Genomic DNA, 17,744 nt, shown 5'->3' on the forward strand with positions numbered 1-17,744 from the left:
GAAATTCCGTTCGTTTTATCGGCAGCGGCGCGATATACTGCGCCGGTATCGTGAAGTAGTAAGGAGCGGCAGAGCAAAGGGTTCCGCCCAGCCGCAATGTCAGTTCAGGCAAGGACGCTTTCTATACCGTAGAATGCCGCTGCGTTACCGGCATAGAGCGCGGCCTTTTCATCCGCCGAGTAATCGGCACTGATCCGCTTGAACGCGTTCCACAACACCGGATATGTCGCGCCCCACCGATCTACCGGATAATTGCTTTCAAACATGGCGCGATCCGTGCCGAAGGCATCAATGCAATGTTCGATATACGGCACCCACATCATCGCGAGATCGGCAGAGGTGACATTCTTGGCCGGGCCAATTTCGGGCATACCGCAAAACGCCATCGCCAAGCCGCCAAGCTTGACCGACACATTATCGCATTTGCCAAGCGCGGTAATGGATGCTTTCCAACGATCAAAATTTTCGCCGAGCTTTCCTTGATAGGACGCGATATTGAGCGGGGTGCCGCAATGGTCGAGGACGATTTTCTGATCGGGAAATGTTTTGGCAAGTGCGATCACATCGGCCAATTGTGGCTCCAGCACCCAGGCATCAAAGGTCAAATTTCGGTTGGAAAATTCGGCAAAGCCGGTTCTGAAATCGCTGCTGCTATATAGCCCTTCTGGCGCGTGAAATGGCGGGCCGAGTACTGCGGGATCAGCATCCCAGGCACCTTGATGGCGGATGCCCCTGAAGCGTCCATTTCCGGCGGCAACTAGCGCGTCTAGCACGGGAGCCACATCGCTGCCCAGCGTCAGGTCGGCATGGCCGATAATGGCCGCGCATGCCCTAAGCGGGCCGTACAGGCCGCTGGCGCTTTGCGCGGCAACACCGTTTACAAACTCCACTTCCCCGACGGGTTTCATCGCGCCGGTTGCATCTGCGTTGTAGAACGCGCCGCATTCCATAAAGATTGTTCCGACTATGTTGTGTCCAGAGCTGACATCGGCATGCAATTGATCAAACGTGTAATGCGCAGCACCGGCGATCGCGGAGATAAAATTATGCTGCGGTTCAGGAAACATCGGCACCATTTGACGCAGATCCCACAGGTGATGATGCGGATCGATAATCGGAAGATCGGGCTCCAGGATGTCTTCAGTCATATCCATTCTCCTTTATCACACGGCATCCCCCAGCGATACATACTCACCGGGCAATAGCGGAATTGGCGGCGCTCAATACGGCACGTACACTGGCGGTCGCGACATCTTCATCAATTCCGCATCCCCATATGGCGGCGCCGCTGCCATCGATACATTCGAGGTAGGTTGCCGCCCGCGCATCCCGGCCAGAGCCAAGCGCATGCTCCGTGTAGTCCTTGATTTCCAAATGCAGCCCAAAACTGTCTTCGATCGTGGCCAGCACCGATGAGATGAGGCCCTTGCCGCGACCGCTTACGCTTTGTTCCACGCCTTCGACTGCGATAGTTCCGGCAAATATCCTCGTGCCATCCGCAGCGCGGCTTTCTTCATAATCGATCAACTGGAAATGTTTTGGACGGGTTTGCACGTGGTAGGCCTGCTGGAACGCCGCCCAGATATCCGCCGCGTTTAATTCACGGCCCAGATTATCGGCCAGAGATTGGACATGTTTTGAAAAATCTGCCTGCATTTTCTTAGGCAGCTTCAGGCCCTGATCCTTCTCCAGCACCCAGGCAAAGCCACCTTTACCGCTTTGCGAATTCACGCGGATGACGGCTTCGTAATCACGGCCTAAATCGGCGGGATCAATTGGCAGATAGGGCACCCGCCAATACTCGTCATTTTGGGTTTCGTTCGCGGCAAAGCCTTTCTTGATCGCATCCTGGTGGCTGCCGGAAAATGCCGTAAATACAAGCTCTCCGCCATAGGGGTGGCGCTCGTGGACCGGTATCTGATTGCAATATTCAACTGTCTCTATCACCCGGTCGATGTTGGAAAAGTCAAGGCCCGGGTCGATGCCCTGGGTATACATGTTGAGCGCGGTAGTGACGAGGCAGCAATTGCCAGTCCGCTCTCCATTACCGAACAGGCAACCCTCAACGCGGTCCGCGCCGGCCATAATGCCAAGTTCTGCTGCGGCCACTCCGGTTCCCCGGTCATTATGCGTATGCAAACTGATGACCGCTGCATCACGGCCGGGCAAATGACGGCAGAAATACTCGATCTGGTCGGCGTAGACATTCGGGGTTGCCGCTTCCACCGTTGCAGGCAGATTGAGGATGATGGGTTTTTCAGCAGTGGGCTGCAACACGTTCATCACTGCGGCGCATACCTCGATACTGAAATCCAATTCTGCGGTTGAGAAGGTTTCCGGGCTGTATTGGAAATGCCAATCGGTTCCGGGGCGCTTCGCAGCCTCATCGCGCATGATCTGTGCGCCCTGCTGCGCAATCTGCAGCACTTCGGCTTTGCTCATGCGGAATACGATATCGCGCCAGGCCGGGCTAACGGCATTGTATAGGTGAATGATCGCGGAACGGGCGCCATGCAGGCTTTCGAAGGATGCGCGGATCAAATCCTCGCGCGATTGAGTGAGAACTTGCAGCGTGACGTCGGTGGGAACGCGGCCTGATTGTACCAGGCCTTGAATGAAATCGAACTCGGTTGCCCCTGCGCTGGGGAAGCCTACCTCAATTTCCTTCACACCGATTTCGACCAGTAAATCAAAGAAGCGATTTTTCTTCACTGCATCCATCGGGTCGATGATGGACTGGTTCCCGTCACGCAAATCGGTGGATAGCCAGCGGGGCGGGGCGGTGATGGCCCGGCTAGGCCATTTTCGGTCGGGTAAATCAATCTGCGGGAATGCGCGATATTTGCGCGATGGATCATGAAGCATAGTCATAGGGCGGTCTATCTGATTGCGGGGCGATGGGCTGGCTCAAACTCCCTTGGGCGCTCTGGCGCACCGGATCAGGCCGCGCCGCATCTTACGCCCAAGGGCGCGTAAGTCGTAACAGAATATCAAAAGAACCGGCCATCATTGCTGTATGCGAAACTTGGCCGTGGCTGTCCAGCGTCTTTCTTTTTTTCGGCTCAAACGCATATCGGGGCGCAGGGCGTGCCAGCGTAATGCGCGAAACCAGGAAAACTTTTCCCGCGTTTGTAACGAATGTCTTCAAGCCTGCGAACAAGTGAGTGTTCAATCCGACTACGCATCCAATTTCTTACCCACGCAGGACATCATTATGAAAAAATCTCTGATTATACTGTCTGCCTTGGCAGTTATCGCGCCAATTACAGTGTCACTTACGCCTGTCGATGTTGTTGCGAAGCCCGTATTTGTCGGCATCGAAGGTGAGAATATCGCCGTCGGTGGATATGATACCGTCAGTTATTTCCGCGGCAACGGCACGCCTGCTATCGGCCTTGCAAAATTTGCCGCGGAGCATGACGGCGCAGTTTATCATTTTTCCTCAGCTGAGAACATGAAAGCGTTTCAGGACGACCCTGCCGCATTTGCCCCGCAATATGGCGGCCACTGCGCCTGGGCCATGTCGCGCGGCTCCCTCGCTCCGGGTGATGCCACGCTGTACAAGATCGTCGATGGCAAGCTCTATCTGAACTTCAACAAGCAAGTTCAGCAGACGTGGCTCTCGGATGTCGCTGGCTTCATTTCGAAGGCGGACGGACAATGGGTCAATATCCCCGACGATGCCAAGTTCGGCGCGTGATCGAGCAACAAAAACAATAGTCCCAACATCTCTACACACGATAGGAATTTGAAATGAACAGCAAGAATATCGCAGCCATGCTGCTCGTCGCCGGCGGACTTTCAGTGGTCTCCACCCCTGCCATCGCTGACGCACCATGCGGCCCAGCAGGTTTCAGCAATTCCAGCAGTTATGCCGACCAGCGCCAGAAACGCCAAGAGCGCAAGGCAGCACGCACGATCAAGGCTTCAGCTAACCCCTGCGCCGCCAACCCCTGCGCCGCTAACCCCTGCGCCGCCAACCCCTGCGCCGCTAACCCCTGTGCTGCCAATCCCTGTGCGGCCAAGCCATGTGCGGCCAAGCCATGTGCTGCCAATCCCTGTGCTGCCAATCCCTGTGCTGCAAACCCCTGCGCCGCTAAACCGCGCTAGGGTTTGACGCCAAATTCGGTCGGTTGCCGCGTTCTCCCCCAGTTGAGCGGCAACCGCCCGAATTCTGTTTTATCTTAGGAAACACAGTGGACCGCAGCGAGGCCAGCAATCTATTCATCGCCAGCACGCAGGCCATGTTTGCCAGCGGGGCGCCGCTGATGCAGCGCGTAATTGGCAACGCAGATGGTGAGGCCCAAAGCTGGAGCCATTATCCTGAAAGCGACGTGGTCAATGGCGGTTTATCCGCCCGCTGGTTCTACCACTGCCACGCACCCGAAGAGCGCGGCGAGAACGAACACGGCCATTTTCATTTATTTGTCGGCAAACCTGCTTTGCCAGCTGAAGTAACGTCAATAATGCCGGCCCCTCCGACGAAGCAAAAGCGCGCCGATGTGGTCCATGTCGCTGCCCTGTCTATCAATCATAGCGGGCTGCCAACGGACTGGTTTACGGTCAATCGCTGGGTCACTGATGAGTGGCTCTATCCTGCCTCGTCTATTACTGATATGCTCGGCAAGATCGATTTTCGCGGGCCGTCCGGTGATCCGCTCGTAAATGATTGGCTGACCGCGCTCGTGGCATTGCAGCGGGAACCCGTTGCGCGCATTTTGGCCGAACGTGATGCAGTGATTGCCCGCGATACGGTACAGGCAGAGGATCGGGGCGCAGAAATATTATCCTCCACGCCCCTCAATCTCGAAACACTGCTTGATTAAACACGCTGAGCCAATGCCAGCGGCTTAGTTTTTATCTTTATCGACCAGCTTGTTGGCAGAAATCCACGGCATCATCGCGCGCAATTCCGCACCGGTTTTCTCGATCGGATGTGCTTCGGCCGCCTTGCGTGATGCCTTCAGCTCGGGCTGACCGGCGCGGTTATCCAGCACAAAGTCTTTCACGAAGCGGCCCGCCTGAATATCTTCCAGCACACGCTTCATTTCCGCCTTTGTTTCAGCAGTGATGATCCGCGGACCCGTTTTGATATCGCCATATTCCGCCGTGTTGCTGATCGAGTAGCGCATATTGGCGATGCCGCCTTCATACAGCAGATCGACAATCAGCTTGGTTTCGTGGAGGCATTCGAAATAGGCCATCTCGGGTGCATAGCCGGCTTCCACCAGCGTTTCGAAACCGGCCTGGATCAGATGCGTAATACCGCCGCACAAAACCGCCTGCTCGCCGAACAAATCGGTTTCGCACTCTTCCTTGAAATTGGTTTCGATAATACCCGAACGGCCACCGCCCATCGCGCTGGCATAGGACAGAGCGAGCGATTTGGCATAGCCGTTGCCGCCGGAACTGGTGCCTTCCTGATGCACTGCGATCAGGCAGGGTACGCCGCCGCCACGCTGATATTCACTGCGTACCGTATGTCCAGGACCCTTGGGCGCGATCATGATAACATCAATATCCGCTGGCGGTTCGATCAGACCGAAATGCACGTTCAGACCGTGAGCAAAAGCAAGCGCTGCACCAGATTTCATATGGCCTGCCATATCCTCGGCCCAGATCGCCGCCTGATGTTCGTCCGGTGCAAGAACCATCACCAGGTCAGCCCATTCAGCCGCCTCTGTATTACCCATGACTTTAAAGCCAGCGGCCTCTGCCTTTTTGCGCGTGGCAGACCCTTCGCGCAATGCAATGGCGACTTCGGCAACGCCGCTATCACGCAGGTTTTGCGCGTGAGCATGGCCCTGGCTGCCATAACCGACAATCGCGACTTTCTTGCCTTTAATCAGATCAAGATCGGCGTCGGAATCGTAATAGACTTTCATTATTTCCCTTTCCTGTGGTGAGCGGCTTTAAGAGCCGTTAGCACCACGCATCATCCCTGCGATCCCCGTCCGGCCAACCTCAACCAATCCGAGCTCTCGCATTAGAATGACGAAATTATCGATTTTGTCCGGGGACCCTGTGAGTTCAAATATAAAGCTGCTGGTAGTTGTGTCGACAACCTGAGCGCGGAATACGTCCGCGAGGCGAAGCGCCTCCACCCGGTCATCGCCCGTACCAGCGACTTTGATGAGAGCCAGCTCTCGTTCAACATGAGCGCCGGCCTCGGTCAGATCGACGACCTTATGGACCGGCACCAACCGTTCCAGTTGCGCCTGAATTTGATCGATAACCTCTGGCGGACCATTAGTGACGATCGTGATCCGGCTGATCGCGTGATCTTCAGAGATATCGGCCACGGTCAGGCTGTCGATATTATAGCCGCGGGCCGTAAACAGCCCGGTGATCTTGGCAAGGATACCCGGTTCATTATCGACCGTTACAGTCAACACGTGGCGTTCGGATGCGGCTTTCGTGATTTGCATGATAATGTCCTTAAACCGCGGCCCTAGACAAGCGCCTTGGCTTCATCATCCATCGTTCCGTCAACGTGATCACCATATAGCAGCATATCAGTATGCGCTGCGCCGCTGGGGATCATCGGATAACAATTGGCATCCTTGGACACCTGGCAATCGACAATTACGGGCCCGTCATGGGCCATCATCGCCTCGATACCTGCATCAAGTTCGCTTTCATTGTGAATGCGGATACCTTTCCAACCATAGGCCTCTGCGAGCGCCACAAAATCAGGCAGGCTGTCCGAGTATGAATTGGAGTAACGGCTTTCATAGGTCAGTTCCTGCCATTGGCGCACCATGCCCATATATTCATTGTTGAGAATGAATACTTTCACCGGCAGCCGGTACTGGCTCGCCGTGCCCAGTTCCTGAATATTCATCTGGATTGATGCCTCACCGGCAATATCGATCACGAGATCGTCAGGATTGCCGAGCTGCGCACCAATGGCTGCGGGAAGCCCATATCCCATCGTTCCAAGCCCGCCACTGGTCAGCCACTTGTTCGGATCAAAGAAATGGAAATATTGCGCAGCCCACATCTGGTGCTGGCCGACTTCTGTGGTGATAATCGGATTGCGTGTGCGGGTAAGTTCAAACAGACGTTCGACTGCCTTTTGCGGCATGATCTCGCTATCATGCGGCGGATAGGCGAGACTTTCGCGCGCGCGCCAGCCGTCAATGCGGGCTTTCCACTCGGTCAGATCGCGCGGTTTATTGCTGCCCCATGCATCAATCAATTGCCGCAAGACTGCGGAACAATCACCGACGATTGGCAGATCGACCGCAACAGTTTTGTTGATTGAGGCGCGGTCAATATCGATGTGGATTTTGGTCGATCCGGGCGAGAAAGCATCCAGCCTCCCGGTTACACGGTCATCGAATCGCGCACCCACGCAGATCATCAGATCGCACCGGTTCATCGCCATATTGGCTTCATAGGTGCCGTGCATACCCAGCATGCCCAACCAGTCATCATGCTGAGCGGGAAATGCGCCCAGGCCCATCAATGTCGATGTCACTGGCGCCCCGGTCACGTTTTGCAATTCGCGCAGTAAGGTCGAGGCTTCCGGGCCGGAATTGATGACGCCGCCGCCGGTGTAGAGTATCGGTCGCTCTGCTTTTTCGAGCAGAGCAATGGCTTCTGCTATGGCATCCGCGTCACCTTCAACACGCGGTTGATAGCGTTTGGAAGACGGCAATTCTTCAGGAGCGTCGGACCATTCGGCAAGCGCAATCTGGACGTCTTTGGGAATGTCAATCAGAACGGGGCCGGGCCGTCCGGTTGTCGCGATGCGGAACGCCTCTGCAATGACCGCCTGTAATTCGGACGGGTCTTTGACGAGGTAATTATGCTTCGTACAATGGCGCGTGATGCCGATCGTGTCGGCTTCCTGGAAAGCATCGGTGCCAATCAATGCAGTCGGGACTTGACCGGTAATAATCACCAGCGGAATGGAATCGAGATAGGCATCGGCAATGCCGGTAACCGCATTGGTCGCGCCGGGGCCGGAGGTTACCAGAACCACGCCGGGTTTGCCGGTGGACCGCGCGTAGCCCTCTGCTGCGTGGGCAGCGCCAGCTTCATGACGGACCAGAATATGGCGAATGCGCGGATTATCGAACAGCTCGTCATAAATAGGCAAGACTGCGCCGCCGGGATAGCCGAAGATACAGTCAACCTCCTGCTGAACCAGACTTTCTACCAAGATGGATGCGCCGCTGCGCTCCTGCTGTGCCACTGTTTCTCTCTACTTCCTGAATATACCGCTGGTGTGTTATGCCTATTTAATCACTGCGCCTTTTGCGTAACAAAACCCTCCCGTCAACTGTTAATCTTGAAATATTAATTCAAAATGAGTGCTCAAAACAAAACTTTCGGGGTCTATCCGCTGCCAGTTCGGAGGGGATTGATTGCGAAACCAGGTGTATTGCCGCTTTGCATATTGCCGTGTGGCCATTTGTCCACGTGCAATCATCTCATCGCGCGAACAGCCGCCTTCTAACCAGCCAGCAATTTCACGGACGCCAATAGCCCGCATGACCGGCAATTCAGGATTGAGGCCGCGTGCCAGCAAAGCCTGTACTTCTTCAATTGCGCCATTACGCAGCATCCAGTTGAACCGCGCGTCACATTTGGCATAGAGCTTTTCACGTTCTGGCACCAGAATTAACGGATGCAGATGGATAGATTTGGCAATTCCGCCCACCTGCTGGCCGTGCCATTTCCACATGGGTGTGCCGGTGGATCGTATAATCTCGAGTGCCCTGGCAGTACGGGCGGTATCGGCGGGCGCGAGCCGCGCGGCGGCTTCGGGATCTTCTGCTTCCAGGGCGGAACGGGCATCGCTCTGATCCATAGCGCGGATGGCTGCGCGTATATCGGGATCGATCGGCGGTATGGGAGAAATGCCATCGAGCAAGGTGCGGATATAAAGACCAGTCCCGCCCACAAGGATCGGCATGGTATTGTCGCAGTGAAGCCGCGCAATCGTTTCTTTCGCGGCCTTTGCCCAGTCCGCAGTCGAACAAGCGGTGGCCCCGTCCCATGTTCCGAACAGCAGATGCGCCACGCCGCGCATGTCTTCTGCGGTGGGTCGGGCGCTGAGCGTGCCGAGATCACGATAGACCTGCGCGCTGTCACAATTGACAACCGCAGCCTTCCTTCCGCGGCTTTTCAACGCCAATGCCAGATTAACGGCAATATCGGTCTTGCCGCTGGCGGTAGGCCCTGCGATGAGCGCCAGGGGCGGCTTGCCTTTGGAATCAGGAGAATGCGTTGTGCTCACGGCCCGGCTGATAGCAGACCCAGCAGGACTTGAAACGCATCTTGAGGCGGCGCTCGCACAGTTGCGCGATCAGTCAATGCCAGTGGCAATGTCGCGCATGCTGGAGCTGGAAGCTCCGGTTGTTCATCTTTCCTTGCCGGACGGAAATCAGGTCCGTTTGCGAGAGGTGATCGAAACCCATTTCGCGCCGTCCGCCGTACTGATTGCCCATGCCGACATCACCGTGCCGAGGCTGTTCGTTTCCGATATGGACTCAACCATGATCGGACAGGAATGCATAGACGAGCTCGCTGATTTTGCCGGACTGAAGGATCATGTTGCGGCCATAACGGAACGCGCGATGCGCGGTGAGATAGATTTTGAATCGGCTTTGAAAGAGCGCGTAATGTTACTCGCAGGCGTGCCGGAAGCTGCCATTGCACAGTGTCTGGCCGATCGCATCCGGCCAGAGCCCGGTGCGCGAACATTGGTGCAGACATTGAAGGCGCATGGGTGCCGCTCTGCGCTGGTCACCGGCGGCTTCCATCATTTTGCCGACGATGTGGCGGTGCAACTTGGTTTTGATCGGGTCACTGGCAACCGGCTTGAGGTCGCTGACGGCAAGCTGACCGGGCGGCTGACCGGACCGGTTTCGGATAGCAGCACCAAAAAAGCTGTTCTTGCAGAGGAACTGGGGAAATTAGGCGGCGGGCCGGTATTGGCTGCCGGGGACGGAGCCAATGACATACCGATGTTGCAGGCAGCCGATTACGGGGTCGCTTACAAAGCTAAGCCGGCCGCGCGCTCTGCTGCATCCAGCTGGGTCGATAGAGGGGATCTGACGCAGATTCTCAGTCTGTTGGGCATTCCGCGCCGCGACTGGAGGCACTAATCCGGGTCATAGCCAGCTGGCGATCTGGCTGAGCGGCTTTTTAATCAGTGCATGGGCGGGCACTGTTGCATTGGCAGACGGTATACCCGTGACAATAATCATAGCCGGTTTTTCTATCGCCGGACGTTCGCATATCTCGCGCAGAAATCCCATCGGGGAAGGGGTGTGTGTCAAAGTGGCGAGCCCCGCGCGGTGCAGCGTGGTTATCACCATTCCGCAGGCAAGACCGACACTCTCATTGACGTAGTAATTTTGCGTTGTGCCGTCGTCCTTGATCCCGCCTCTGCGCTGCGCGAATACCACGATCAGCCAAGGAGCAGTTTCAAGAAAGGGTTTCTCGGCATCAGTGCCGAGCGGATCAAGAGCGCCCAGCCATTCGTCGCCGGCCCTGGCGCTGTTGGCATCGGACCCGTAAAACGCCGCTTCCTCCGCCTCCGCCGCGACGCGGATTGCGCGCTTTTTATCAGGTGATGATACCACGGCGAAATGCCACGGCTGATGATTGGCGCCGCTCGGCGCACTTCCGCCTGCCAAAATCGCCTGCTCGATAATCTCGCGGGGAACGGGCGCGTCAGAGAAATATCGACAGGACCGGCGCCGCGACAGATCGCTGCGGAAGGCTCTGGCTCTGGCAATACGGTCTGCATCGGACATGTCTGGCAATGTATACGGAACGGATTCGTGCGGTTTCATGCGCGCAGTATCGCCGCTTTGACGCCAGCTTGAAAGGGGTTTAACGCTTTCTTATTGACATTAATGTAAGTAGTGGCTAGTTCGAAAATCAACCCGGTATGTCGCGTTTGGAGTCCATAGATAATGTCAGCTATTGATCGGCCCTTACATCACCCTGATCGTACACTGACTGGCTTTCAACCGGTCAAGGCTATTACTCATTTCAGGAAATTGATCGCCAACAAGGAAGATACCGAACAGGTTTTTCATATTATTGAGGCGCTTAAGGGCCGCAAAAGCGCGCGGCAGGCTGCGCGGTTCGTTCAGTCGCCAGAAGGTCAGGCGCTGCTTCGTGAAGATCGTGACTTGCCAGCAATGCTGGATAATCACGCAAACTGGGCTGATATGGCGGAGCATAGCGTGGCCCAGCACTATGTCCGGTTTATGAAACGGGAGGGGCTCACCGCTCAGGGGCTGGTTGAAGAATCATACAAGTGGCTTAGCAAAGACGATCGCCCAAGCGATTTATATGAATGGTATTTTGAACGCCTGCGTGACATGCATGATCTGTTTCATGTGCTCAGCGGCTATGGCCGTGATGCGCTGGGTGAATTGTGCTTGCTTGGCTTCAGCTATGCGCAAAACCATAATCGCGGTGTCTTGTTCATCGCCTATGCCGGTGCGCGCCAGTTGAAAAAAGATTCGGGCAGTGCAGCGCCCGTATTTGCCGCTGTCCGCGAAGGGCAGCGGCTTGGTGCAGCGGCTGCCAAGCTCGCCCATCAGGATGTCGAACAGCTGCTGGCTCTGCCGCTTGAAGAGGCGCGTGAGCAGCTGGGCATTGGCGAGCCTGTATTGTACCGGCAGTGCCTGGAAACCTTTAGGGCTGAAGGTCTGTCCACCCAGGATCCGGGCAATTTGCCTGCACAGACCCAGCAGGAATGTTGCCCGGCATAAAGTCAGATGCATCCCGGATCAGGATTTATTCTTCCATCCAGCCTTTGAAGAAGCTGTCATTGGCCTCGCGCAATGTGTCAGCAGAAATATCGAACAGAACCGTATCCTCATCATCTTTCCATGAGAAGCCGTTTCCGCCAGTAAACCCGATCCAGTCAGCACTGACACCGGCATTGTCGCATTCCGCTTTGAACGCTTCCCATTCTTCGCGTTCGGTAAAGGTGAACGTCGCGATATAGCGCGATTGGTCCTCCCCAAACATATCAAGCAGCGAATCGCCAAGCGTGTGAACTGTTGCGCCAATACCGCTCGCCATCACCATCTCTGCCAGTGCCACAGCAGCGCCGCCATCGGATATATCGTGCACTGCTGTGCAGCGCGCCTGTTCAATCAAGCCGCGCACAAATTCGCCAACGCGTCGCTCCATTGCCAGATCAACCGGCGGAGGCGCTCCATCTTCCAGCCCGCGAATTTCACGTAGCCATGTCGATTGGCCCAGATGTGATCCGATTGCGCCAATGGCGCCTTCTGCGCGCATTGCATCCAGATCCGGATTGCCCGATTTCGCGTTCCAGAGCGCATCCCCATTATCGGTGAAACCGCCCAGAACAACAATCGCATGGCCCTCATCCCTGAAAGCAATCGTGGCCATATCGTCCAGATCTTCAAGCACGCCCACACCGCCAATCGCCGGAGTTGGCAAAATCGCACTACCGCCGCCGGTCGCCTTGCTCTCATTATACAGGCTCACATTGCCGCTAACGATCGGCAAATCTAGCGCGCGGCATGCATCGCCCATCCCTTCCAGACAGCCGACCAGTTGCGCCATGATTTCGGGGCGCTGCGGATTGGCGAAATTGAGGCAATTGGTCACTGCCAACGGACGCGCGCCCACGGCGGACAGGTTACGATAGGCCTCTGCAATGGCGTGTTTGCCGCCCTCATAGGGGTCGGCATAGCAATAACGCGGGTTGCAATCGGTGGTCATGGCGAGGGCTTTATTGGTCCCATGTACGCGTATAACGGCCGCATCACCGCCAGATTTTTGCAACGTATCTGCGCCAACCTGGCTGTCATATTGCTCCCAAATCCATCTGCGCGAAGCCAGGGCCGGGGTGGCGAGCATGTGCAGCAGTTCCGCGCCGTGGTCAGCACTCGCAGGAATTTTGCTGACAGAGGGGATAGCTGCCCATGCACGGTATTCCTCTTTGGAAATGTAAGGCCGCTCATATTCGGGCGCGTCTGACGCCAGCGGCCCCAGCGGGATATCGCAGACAACTTCGCCGCCAAACTCCAGTACCATATGCTTAGTGTCGGTAACTTCACCGATAACGGCGAAATCCAGTTCCCATTTTTCGAAGATGTCTGCGGCCATCGCCTCTTTGCCGGGTTTGAGAACCATCAGCATTCGTTCTTGGCTCTCGCTCAGCATCATCTCGTAGGGCGTCATGCCCTCCTCGCGGCAGGGCACCCGGTCCATATCGAGCCGGATGCCGGTGTTGCCATTGGTCGCCATTTCAACGCTGGACGATGTCAGGCCCGCCGCGCCCATATCCTGAATAGCCACTATCGCATCGGTTGCCATCAGTTCGAGGCAGGCCTCGATCAACAGCTTTTCAACGAACGGGTCGCCCACCTGAACAGTGGGGCGTTTTTCTTCGATATCATCACCGAAATCGGCACTTGCCATTGTCGCGCCATGAATACCGTCGCGTCCGGTTTTTGATCCGACATAGACTATGGGATTACCGACACCGGTGGCGGCGCTGTAGAATATCTTGTCCGCATCAGCGACCCCCACGGTCATGGCGTTGACCAGAATATTTCCGTCATAGGCGGGGTGAAAGTTGGTTTCGCCGCCGACGGTCGGAACGCCAACGCAATTGCCGTATCCGCCAATGCCGGCGACCACACCCTTGACCAGATGCTTCATCTTGGGGTGATCGGGCGAGCCGAAGCGCAAGGCATTCATATTGGCAACCGGGCGCGCGCCCATTGTAAAGACATCGCGCAGAATACCGCCAACCCCAGTGGCCGCGCCCTGATAGGGCTCAATATAGGAGGGGTGGTTGTGGCTCTCCATCTTGAAAATGGCGGCCAATTTTCTGCCATCGGCCCCTGCGCCGATATCAATAACCCCCGCATTTTCACCCGGGCCGCAAATAACCCACGGCGCTTCTGTCGGCAGTTTCTTCAAGTGAAAGCGCGATGATTTGTAGGAGCAATGCTCTGACCACATTACCGAAAATATACCCAGCTCAACCAGGTTTGGTTCGCGTCCGAGTGCGGTTAGAACGCGCTCATATTCTTCGGGACTGAAGCCGTGTGCTTCCACGACTTGCGGTGTGATCAGATCAGGTGATTCAGCCATGCACGTCGTTTAGCGGCGCGGCCCGCCACCTGCTAGCCCCCGATCATCCTTGTGCCGCCTACTTGTCCCCACCCAAGATGCAATCCATGCCGCAAGACCGAAGCTGGCGAGGGCTGTCAGATATAGCGCCGGACCAGCTTCTGTCGGCGACGGGCCGAACCAATTGATCGATTGAATCAACAACAGAAACGCCAGCAATATCCAGGGCGGCATAACCGGGCCCTTGGTTCGCGATATATACCACAGGAACGCCGCAAGCGTTATCCCCAGTTCCAATATGATAGCGGCCGCCGGATAATTCCACAGACCAAAACCATACCGGTCCTCTCCGCCAGCCAGCGTAAGGTCAGGGCGGTGGACCAGCAGATCGACAAACCAATGCGACAGAACGACCGCGCCGCCGATCAGCGCGGTCACCAGCTCGCGGCGCATCAGCAGCAGAAGCACCACGAAAGCGAGCGCCTATCCGGCACAGCCCAGCAGACTATGCGTATAGGGCATATGATACAGATCCAGCGGGTTCATCGCCGTGATGCCGGGCTCAATTCGCATTCTTTCCAATCCCACTGTGGCGAACAGGAAGAATCCCCAATCCACCAGCTGGGCCGCGATGAACAAAGTCCCCAGCTTGGGCGAACGCTTGGACGCGGCAGCAGCGATGAAGGCTGGTGCCCAATGGCCGATAAACATTCAGGTCACCCCAGTTTCTGCACAAGGTAGGTTGCCGTTGTCGCTGCGATAGATGTCGCAAAGGCGCCCCATACAATGTCCGTGATGCTGATATATGTCGGCCATACTTTTAAGGTTGCCTGATTGGTCAGATCATAGGTTGCATAGCATAATCCGCCCAGCAAAGCACCGTTGAGCGCGGCCTGGCCCAACCCGCCTTCGAGACCGGGACGGACGGCAAACCACACCATCCCGGCGATGTAAATCAGATAGAATACCAGAGCAGGACCGCCGCGAAAACTGTCAGCCATGAGTTCGCCGATCGCTGGCCGGTAAAAATTGGGCCCGGCCCAACGCAGCCAGATGGCATCAAGAATTCCGAACGAGACTGCCGCGCCGGCATAGGCGATAAGCCACTGCATATAAGCTCCCCTGCTTTTTTGTTTCGGCGGTCCAGTGCGCTTGACCAATACCGCTGTGAGCGTCATTGCATGATCATTATGGCAGACGCAAACCCCAACGCCCAAACCAAGATAGCGGAAATGACGTTTGAGGATGCTCTGAGAGCCTTGGAGGAGGTGGTTCGGCGTCTGGAAAGCGGTGAAGTGCCGCTCGACGATTCGATCAATCTTTACGAACAGGGCGAGAAATTACGGCAACATTGTCAGTCTCGTCTTGATGCCGCGCAAGCGAGGATTGAAAAAATCGTACAGGCGCCTGATGGCCGCGCAGTCGGGTCGGCTCCGTTTGACGCGGAGGGTTAAAACCGACGTGGCTGCCGCAACTGACCATCGCCTGAAAGACGGTTTGCTGACGATCCAGTCGGAGATTGATGCGGCGTTTGATCTGTTGCTTCCGGTGCCGGGCGACACGCGCGCGCGGCTTGTGGAAGCCATGCGGTACGCCGCGATCGGCGGCGGCAAACGGATACGCCCCTTATTGCTCACCGCCACAGCCGATCTGTTCGGTGTTGACCGGCACGCCGCTGTGCAAGCCGGATGCGCAGTGGAAGCGATCCATGTCTATTCGCTGATTCACGACGATCTGCCATGCATGGATGATGATGACATGCGCCACGGCAAGGCGACCGTACACCGGCAGTTTGATGAAGCAACTGCCATACTGGCAGGCGATTCCCTCCACGCGCTGGCTTTTGAAATATTGTCTGACAGCAAAATCTACGGTGATCCTTTCATTCGCGCGGAACTGGTTTCCACTCTCGCCACGGCAAGCGGCATGAACGGTATGGCGGGCGGGCAAATGATGGATATGGCGGCGGATGATACGTCCTATGATTTGCCCGCAGTCACGCGATTGCAGCAATTGAAAACCGGTGCGTTACTGGCCGCTTCGGTTGAAATGGGTGCGGTTCTGGGTAAAGTTGCACCCGAAGGCCGCGCGGGTTTGCATGCCTACTCCCGTGATATAGGACTGGCCTTCCAGATCGCGGATGACTTGCTCGATCATGAAGGCGATGAAGCGAAAGCGGGCAAGGCTCTGCGCAAGGATGATGAGCAGGGCAAACAGACCTTTGTCACTCTGATGGGCGCAGATGGGGCGCGTGATCAGGCGCGCGCGCTGGTCAATCAGGCAATAGAGCGGTTGTCGCCCTATGGTGATGATGCAGCATTGTTGATCGATCTGGCCCGGTTTGTTGTGGAGAGGGACCGATGAGCGAACGTGTTGGTATCTATCCGGGCACATTTGACCCGGTTACACTTGGCCATGCGGATATTATCCGGCGCGGGGCGAAGCTCGTCGATCGTCTGATTATCGGGGTGACTACCAACCCTTCCAAAAACCCGATGTTCTCAACCGACGAACGCCTGACCGCTGTGAAGCGTGAAGTTGCTGATCTTGGACTGGGCAATGTGCAGATAGTCGGCTTCAATGCATTGCTGATGAAATTTGCCAGGGCCCAGGGGGCCAGCGTTATCATTCGCGGGCTGCGGGCTGTGGCGGATTTTGAATATGAATATCAGATGGCAGGCATGAACCAGCAGCTCGACGCAGATATCGAGACGGTGTTTTTAATGGCGGATGTCTCATTGCAGCCAATCGCGTCCAAGCTGGTCAAGGAAATCGCCCTGTTTGGCGGTGATGTGACGCCTTTTGTTAGTGAGAACGTGCGCAATGATATTGTACGGCGGGTCGAAATGATCGGCCGCCAAGGTGACTACTAATATGCTTCATTCATTGAAGTGACAGCACCATACCGTTAAACGGGGCATATCCAGAGACATTCTAGCTTTGACAGGAATATCATGTTCGCACGCCTGATCGCCCTTGGCGCTCTATTCACCACATTCGCGTCGCCTGCCGCGGTGGCGGCGCAAGACGCTGCTGCTGAACCCGCTGCACAGGCGCAGGAAGAACCACGCCGTTTTCTGCCGGTGAATTTCAACGTGCAGGAAGATCGTGAGAATATCCTTGTGCTGGATCTTTCGGACGGCAACCGGGTGCAAATTCGGTTGATGCCAAGCTGGGCACCTGCTCATGTGGAACGAATTAAAACGCTCGCCCGGGACGGATTTTATAATGGCGTTATATTTCACCGGGTTATTGAAGGCTTTATGGCACAAACCGGCGATCCTACCGGCACTGGCCGCGGCGGATCGGAGCTTCCCGATCTTAAGGAAGAGTTCAATCCGATGCCGCATTTGCGCGGGACATTGGCGATGGCACGCGGGGCCAATTCGGAAGATAGCGCCAACAGCCAGTTTTTTATCGTATTCTACCCGCGGTTCAGTCTGGACAAGAAATATACCAATTTTGGCCGGGTGATATCCGGCATGGCTGCTGTTGATGCCATCAATCGCGGCGAGCCGCCAGCGAATCCCACACGCATTGTCCAAGCCTCCATCGCAGCCGATGATATGCCAGCCCCAACACTGGTTCCGGCAAATGTTCCAGAGGCTCCGATTACTGCGGACGTGCTTAACGCGCCGCTCCGCTGA

19 protein-coding genes are annotated in these 17,744 nt (G+C 56.2%); 8 read left to right on the forward strand and 11 right to left on the reverse strand.

Features of this window, described 5'->3' with window-relative positions; translation table 11 throughout:
* Positions 1-104: 104 nt before the first annotated feature.
* Together WA922_RS11350 and leuA are read right to left on the reverse strand one after the other, a co-directional pair.
* The gene (locus WA922_RS11350; RefSeq protein ID WP_424771820.1) at positions 105-1,148 is read right to left on the reverse strand and encodes an amidohydrolase family protein; all 1,044 of its coding nucleotides are present in this window, start codon (positions 1,146-1,148) and stop codon (positions 105-107) included.
* 43 nt (positions 1,149-1,191) lie between these two features.
* Positions 1,192-2,871, reverse strand: coding sequence for a 2-isopropylmalate synthase (leuA, locus tag WA922_RS11355; protein WP_424771821.1), 1,680 nt, complete (start codon positions 2,869-2,871; stop codon positions 1,192-1,194).
* Between the two features lie 160 nt (positions 2,872-3,031).
* Here leuA and WA922_RS11360 point away from each other — a divergent pair, with 160 nt between their 5' ends.
* The gene (locus tag WA922_RS11360) at positions 3,032-3,700 is read left to right on the forward strand and encodes a YHS domain-containing (seleno)protein (RefSeq protein WP_424771857.1); all 669 of its coding nucleotides are present in this window, start codon (positions 3,032-3,034) and stop codon (positions 3,698-3,700) included.
* A gap of 496 nt (positions 3,701-4,196) precedes the next feature.
* Positions 4,197-4,826 carry a DUF6969 family protein gene (locus WA922_RS11365; protein WP_424771822.1) on the forward strand — a complete coding sequence of 210 codons (630 nt, stop codon included), beginning with the start codon at positions 4,197-4,199 and terminating at the stop codon, positions 4,824-4,826.
* Positions 4,827-4,850: 24 nt separating this feature from the next.
* On the opposite strand, the gene ilvC is transcribed toward WA922_RS11365, so the two are convergent.
* The 4 genes from ilvC to miaA form a co-directional block, all read right to left on the reverse strand.
* The gene (ilvC, locus tag WA922_RS11370; protein WP_424771823.1) at positions 4,851-5,885 is read right to left on the reverse strand and encodes a ketol-acid reductoisomerase; all 1,035 of its coding nucleotides are present in this window, start codon (positions 5,883-5,885) and stop codon (positions 4,851-4,853) included.
* A gap of 27 nt (positions 5,886-5,912) precedes the next feature.
* The gene (ilvN, locus tag WA922_RS11375; protein WP_424771824.1) at positions 5,913-6,428 is read right to left on the reverse strand and encodes an acetolactate synthase small subunit; all 516 of its coding nucleotides are present in this window, start codon (positions 6,426-6,428) and stop codon (positions 5,913-5,915) included.
* A gap of 23 nt (positions 6,429-6,451) precedes the next feature.
* The gene (gene ilvB, locus WA922_RS11380; protein ID WP_424771825.1) at positions 6,452-8,203 is read right to left on the reverse strand and encodes a biosynthetic-type acetolactate synthase large subunit; all 1,752 of its coding nucleotides are present in this window, start codon (positions 8,201-8,203) and stop codon (positions 6,452-6,454) included.
* Positions 8,204-8,293: 90 nt separating this feature from the next.
* A complete protein-coding gene (gene miaA, locus WA922_RS11385) occupies positions 8,294-9,250 on the reverse strand; it encodes a tRNA (adenosine(37)-N6)-dimethylallyltransferase MiaA (RefSeq protein WP_424771826.1) in 957 nt (318 codons plus the stop codon).
* Here miaA and serB point away from each other — a divergent pair.
* The gene (gene serB, locus WA922_RS11390; protein WP_424771827.1) at positions 9,243-10,121 is read left to right on the forward strand and encodes a phosphoserine phosphatase SerB; all 879 of its coding nucleotides are present in this window, start codon (positions 9,243-9,245) and stop codon (positions 10,119-10,121) included. The two genes, miaA and serB, sit on opposite strands and share 8 nt — an antisense overlap.
* Positions 10,122-10,127: 6 nt before the next feature.
* Here the strand turns inward: serB and WA922_RS11395 are convergent, their stop codons facing one another.
* Positions 10,128-10,814, reverse strand: a complete 687-nt coding sequence (locus WA922_RS11395) for a nitroreductase family protein (protein WP_424771828.1) — start codon at positions 10,812-10,814, stop codon at positions 10,128-10,130.
* Between the two features lie 123 nt (positions 10,815-10,937).
* Here WA922_RS11395 and WA922_RS11400 point away from each other — a divergent pair, with 123 nt between their 5' ends.
* The gene (locus WA922_RS11400) at positions 10,938-11,747 is read left to right on the forward strand and encodes a Coq4 family protein (RefSeq protein WP_424771829.1); all 810 of its coding nucleotides are present in this window, start codon (positions 10,938-10,940) and stop codon (positions 11,745-11,747) included.
* 25 nt (positions 11,748-11,772) lie between these two features.
* Here WA922_RS11400 and purL read toward each other — a convergent pair whose 3' ends face one another.
* Genes purL through WA922_RS11420 form a run of 4 tightly spaced genes read right to left on the reverse strand, consistent with a single transcriptional unit; the run spans position 11,773 to position 15,209 of the window.
* A complete protein-coding gene (gene purL, locus WA922_RS11405) occupies positions 11,773-14,118 on the reverse strand; it encodes a phosphoribosylformylglycinamidine synthase subunit PurL (RefSeq protein ID WP_424771830.1) in 2,346 nt (781 codons plus the stop codon).
* A gap of 9 nt (positions 14,119-14,127) precedes the next feature.
* A complete protein-coding gene (locus WA922_RS11410) occupies positions 14,128-14,568 on the reverse strand; it encodes a hypothetical protein (protein ID WP_424771831.1) in 441 nt (146 codons plus the stop codon).
* Between the two features lie 12 nt (positions 14,569-14,580).
* Positions 14,581-14,808, reverse strand: a complete 228-nt coding sequence (locus WA922_RS11415) for a hypothetical protein (protein WP_424771832.1) — start codon at positions 14,806-14,808, stop codon at positions 14,581-14,583.
* Between the two features lie 5 nt (positions 14,809-14,813).
* The gene (locus WA922_RS11420; RefSeq protein ID WP_424771833.1) at positions 14,814-15,209 is read right to left on the reverse strand and encodes a DUF2177 family protein; all 396 of its coding nucleotides are present in this window, start codon (positions 15,207-15,209) and stop codon (positions 14,814-14,816) included.
* Between the two features lie 78 nt (positions 15,210-15,287).
* Here WA922_RS11420 and WA922_RS11425 point away from each other — a divergent pair, with 78 nt between their 5' ends.
* The 4 genes from WA922_RS11425 to WA922_RS11440 all read left to right on the forward strand — a co-directional run bounded on the left by WA922_RS11425 (position 15,288) and on the right by WA922_RS11440 (position 17,744).
* The gene (locus WA922_RS11425; RefSeq protein ID WP_424771834.1) at positions 15,288-15,551 is read left to right on the forward strand and encodes an exodeoxyribonuclease VII small subunit; all 264 of its coding nucleotides are present in this window, start codon (positions 15,288-15,290) and stop codon (positions 15,549-15,551) included.
* Between the two features lie 7 nt (positions 15,552-15,558).
* Positions 15,559-16,461 carry a polyprenyl synthetase family protein gene (locus tag WA922_RS11430; RefSeq protein ID WP_424771835.1) on the forward strand — a complete coding sequence of 301 codons (903 nt, stop codon included), beginning with the start codon at positions 15,559-15,561 and terminating at the stop codon, positions 16,459-16,461.
* On the forward strand, positions 16,458-16,970 hold the full coding sequence (gene coaD / locus WA922_RS11435) for a pantetheine-phosphate adenylyltransferase (protein WP_424771836.1): 513 nt from the start codon (positions 16,458-16,460) through the stop codon (positions 16,968-16,970). The genes WA922_RS11430 and coaD overlap by 4 nt, the downstream gene beginning before the upstream one ends.
* 81 nt (positions 16,971-17,051) lie before the next feature.
* Entirely contained in the window at positions 17,052-17,744 is a 693-nt protein-coding gene (locus WA922_RS11440; RefSeq protein WP_424771837.1) for a peptidylprolyl isomerase, read from the forward strand.

This window comes from Pontixanthobacter sp., from assembly GCF_049682855.1.
Classification (GTDB): Bacteria; Pseudomonadota; Alphaproteobacteria; order Sphingomonadales; family Sphingomonadaceae; genus Pontixanthobacter.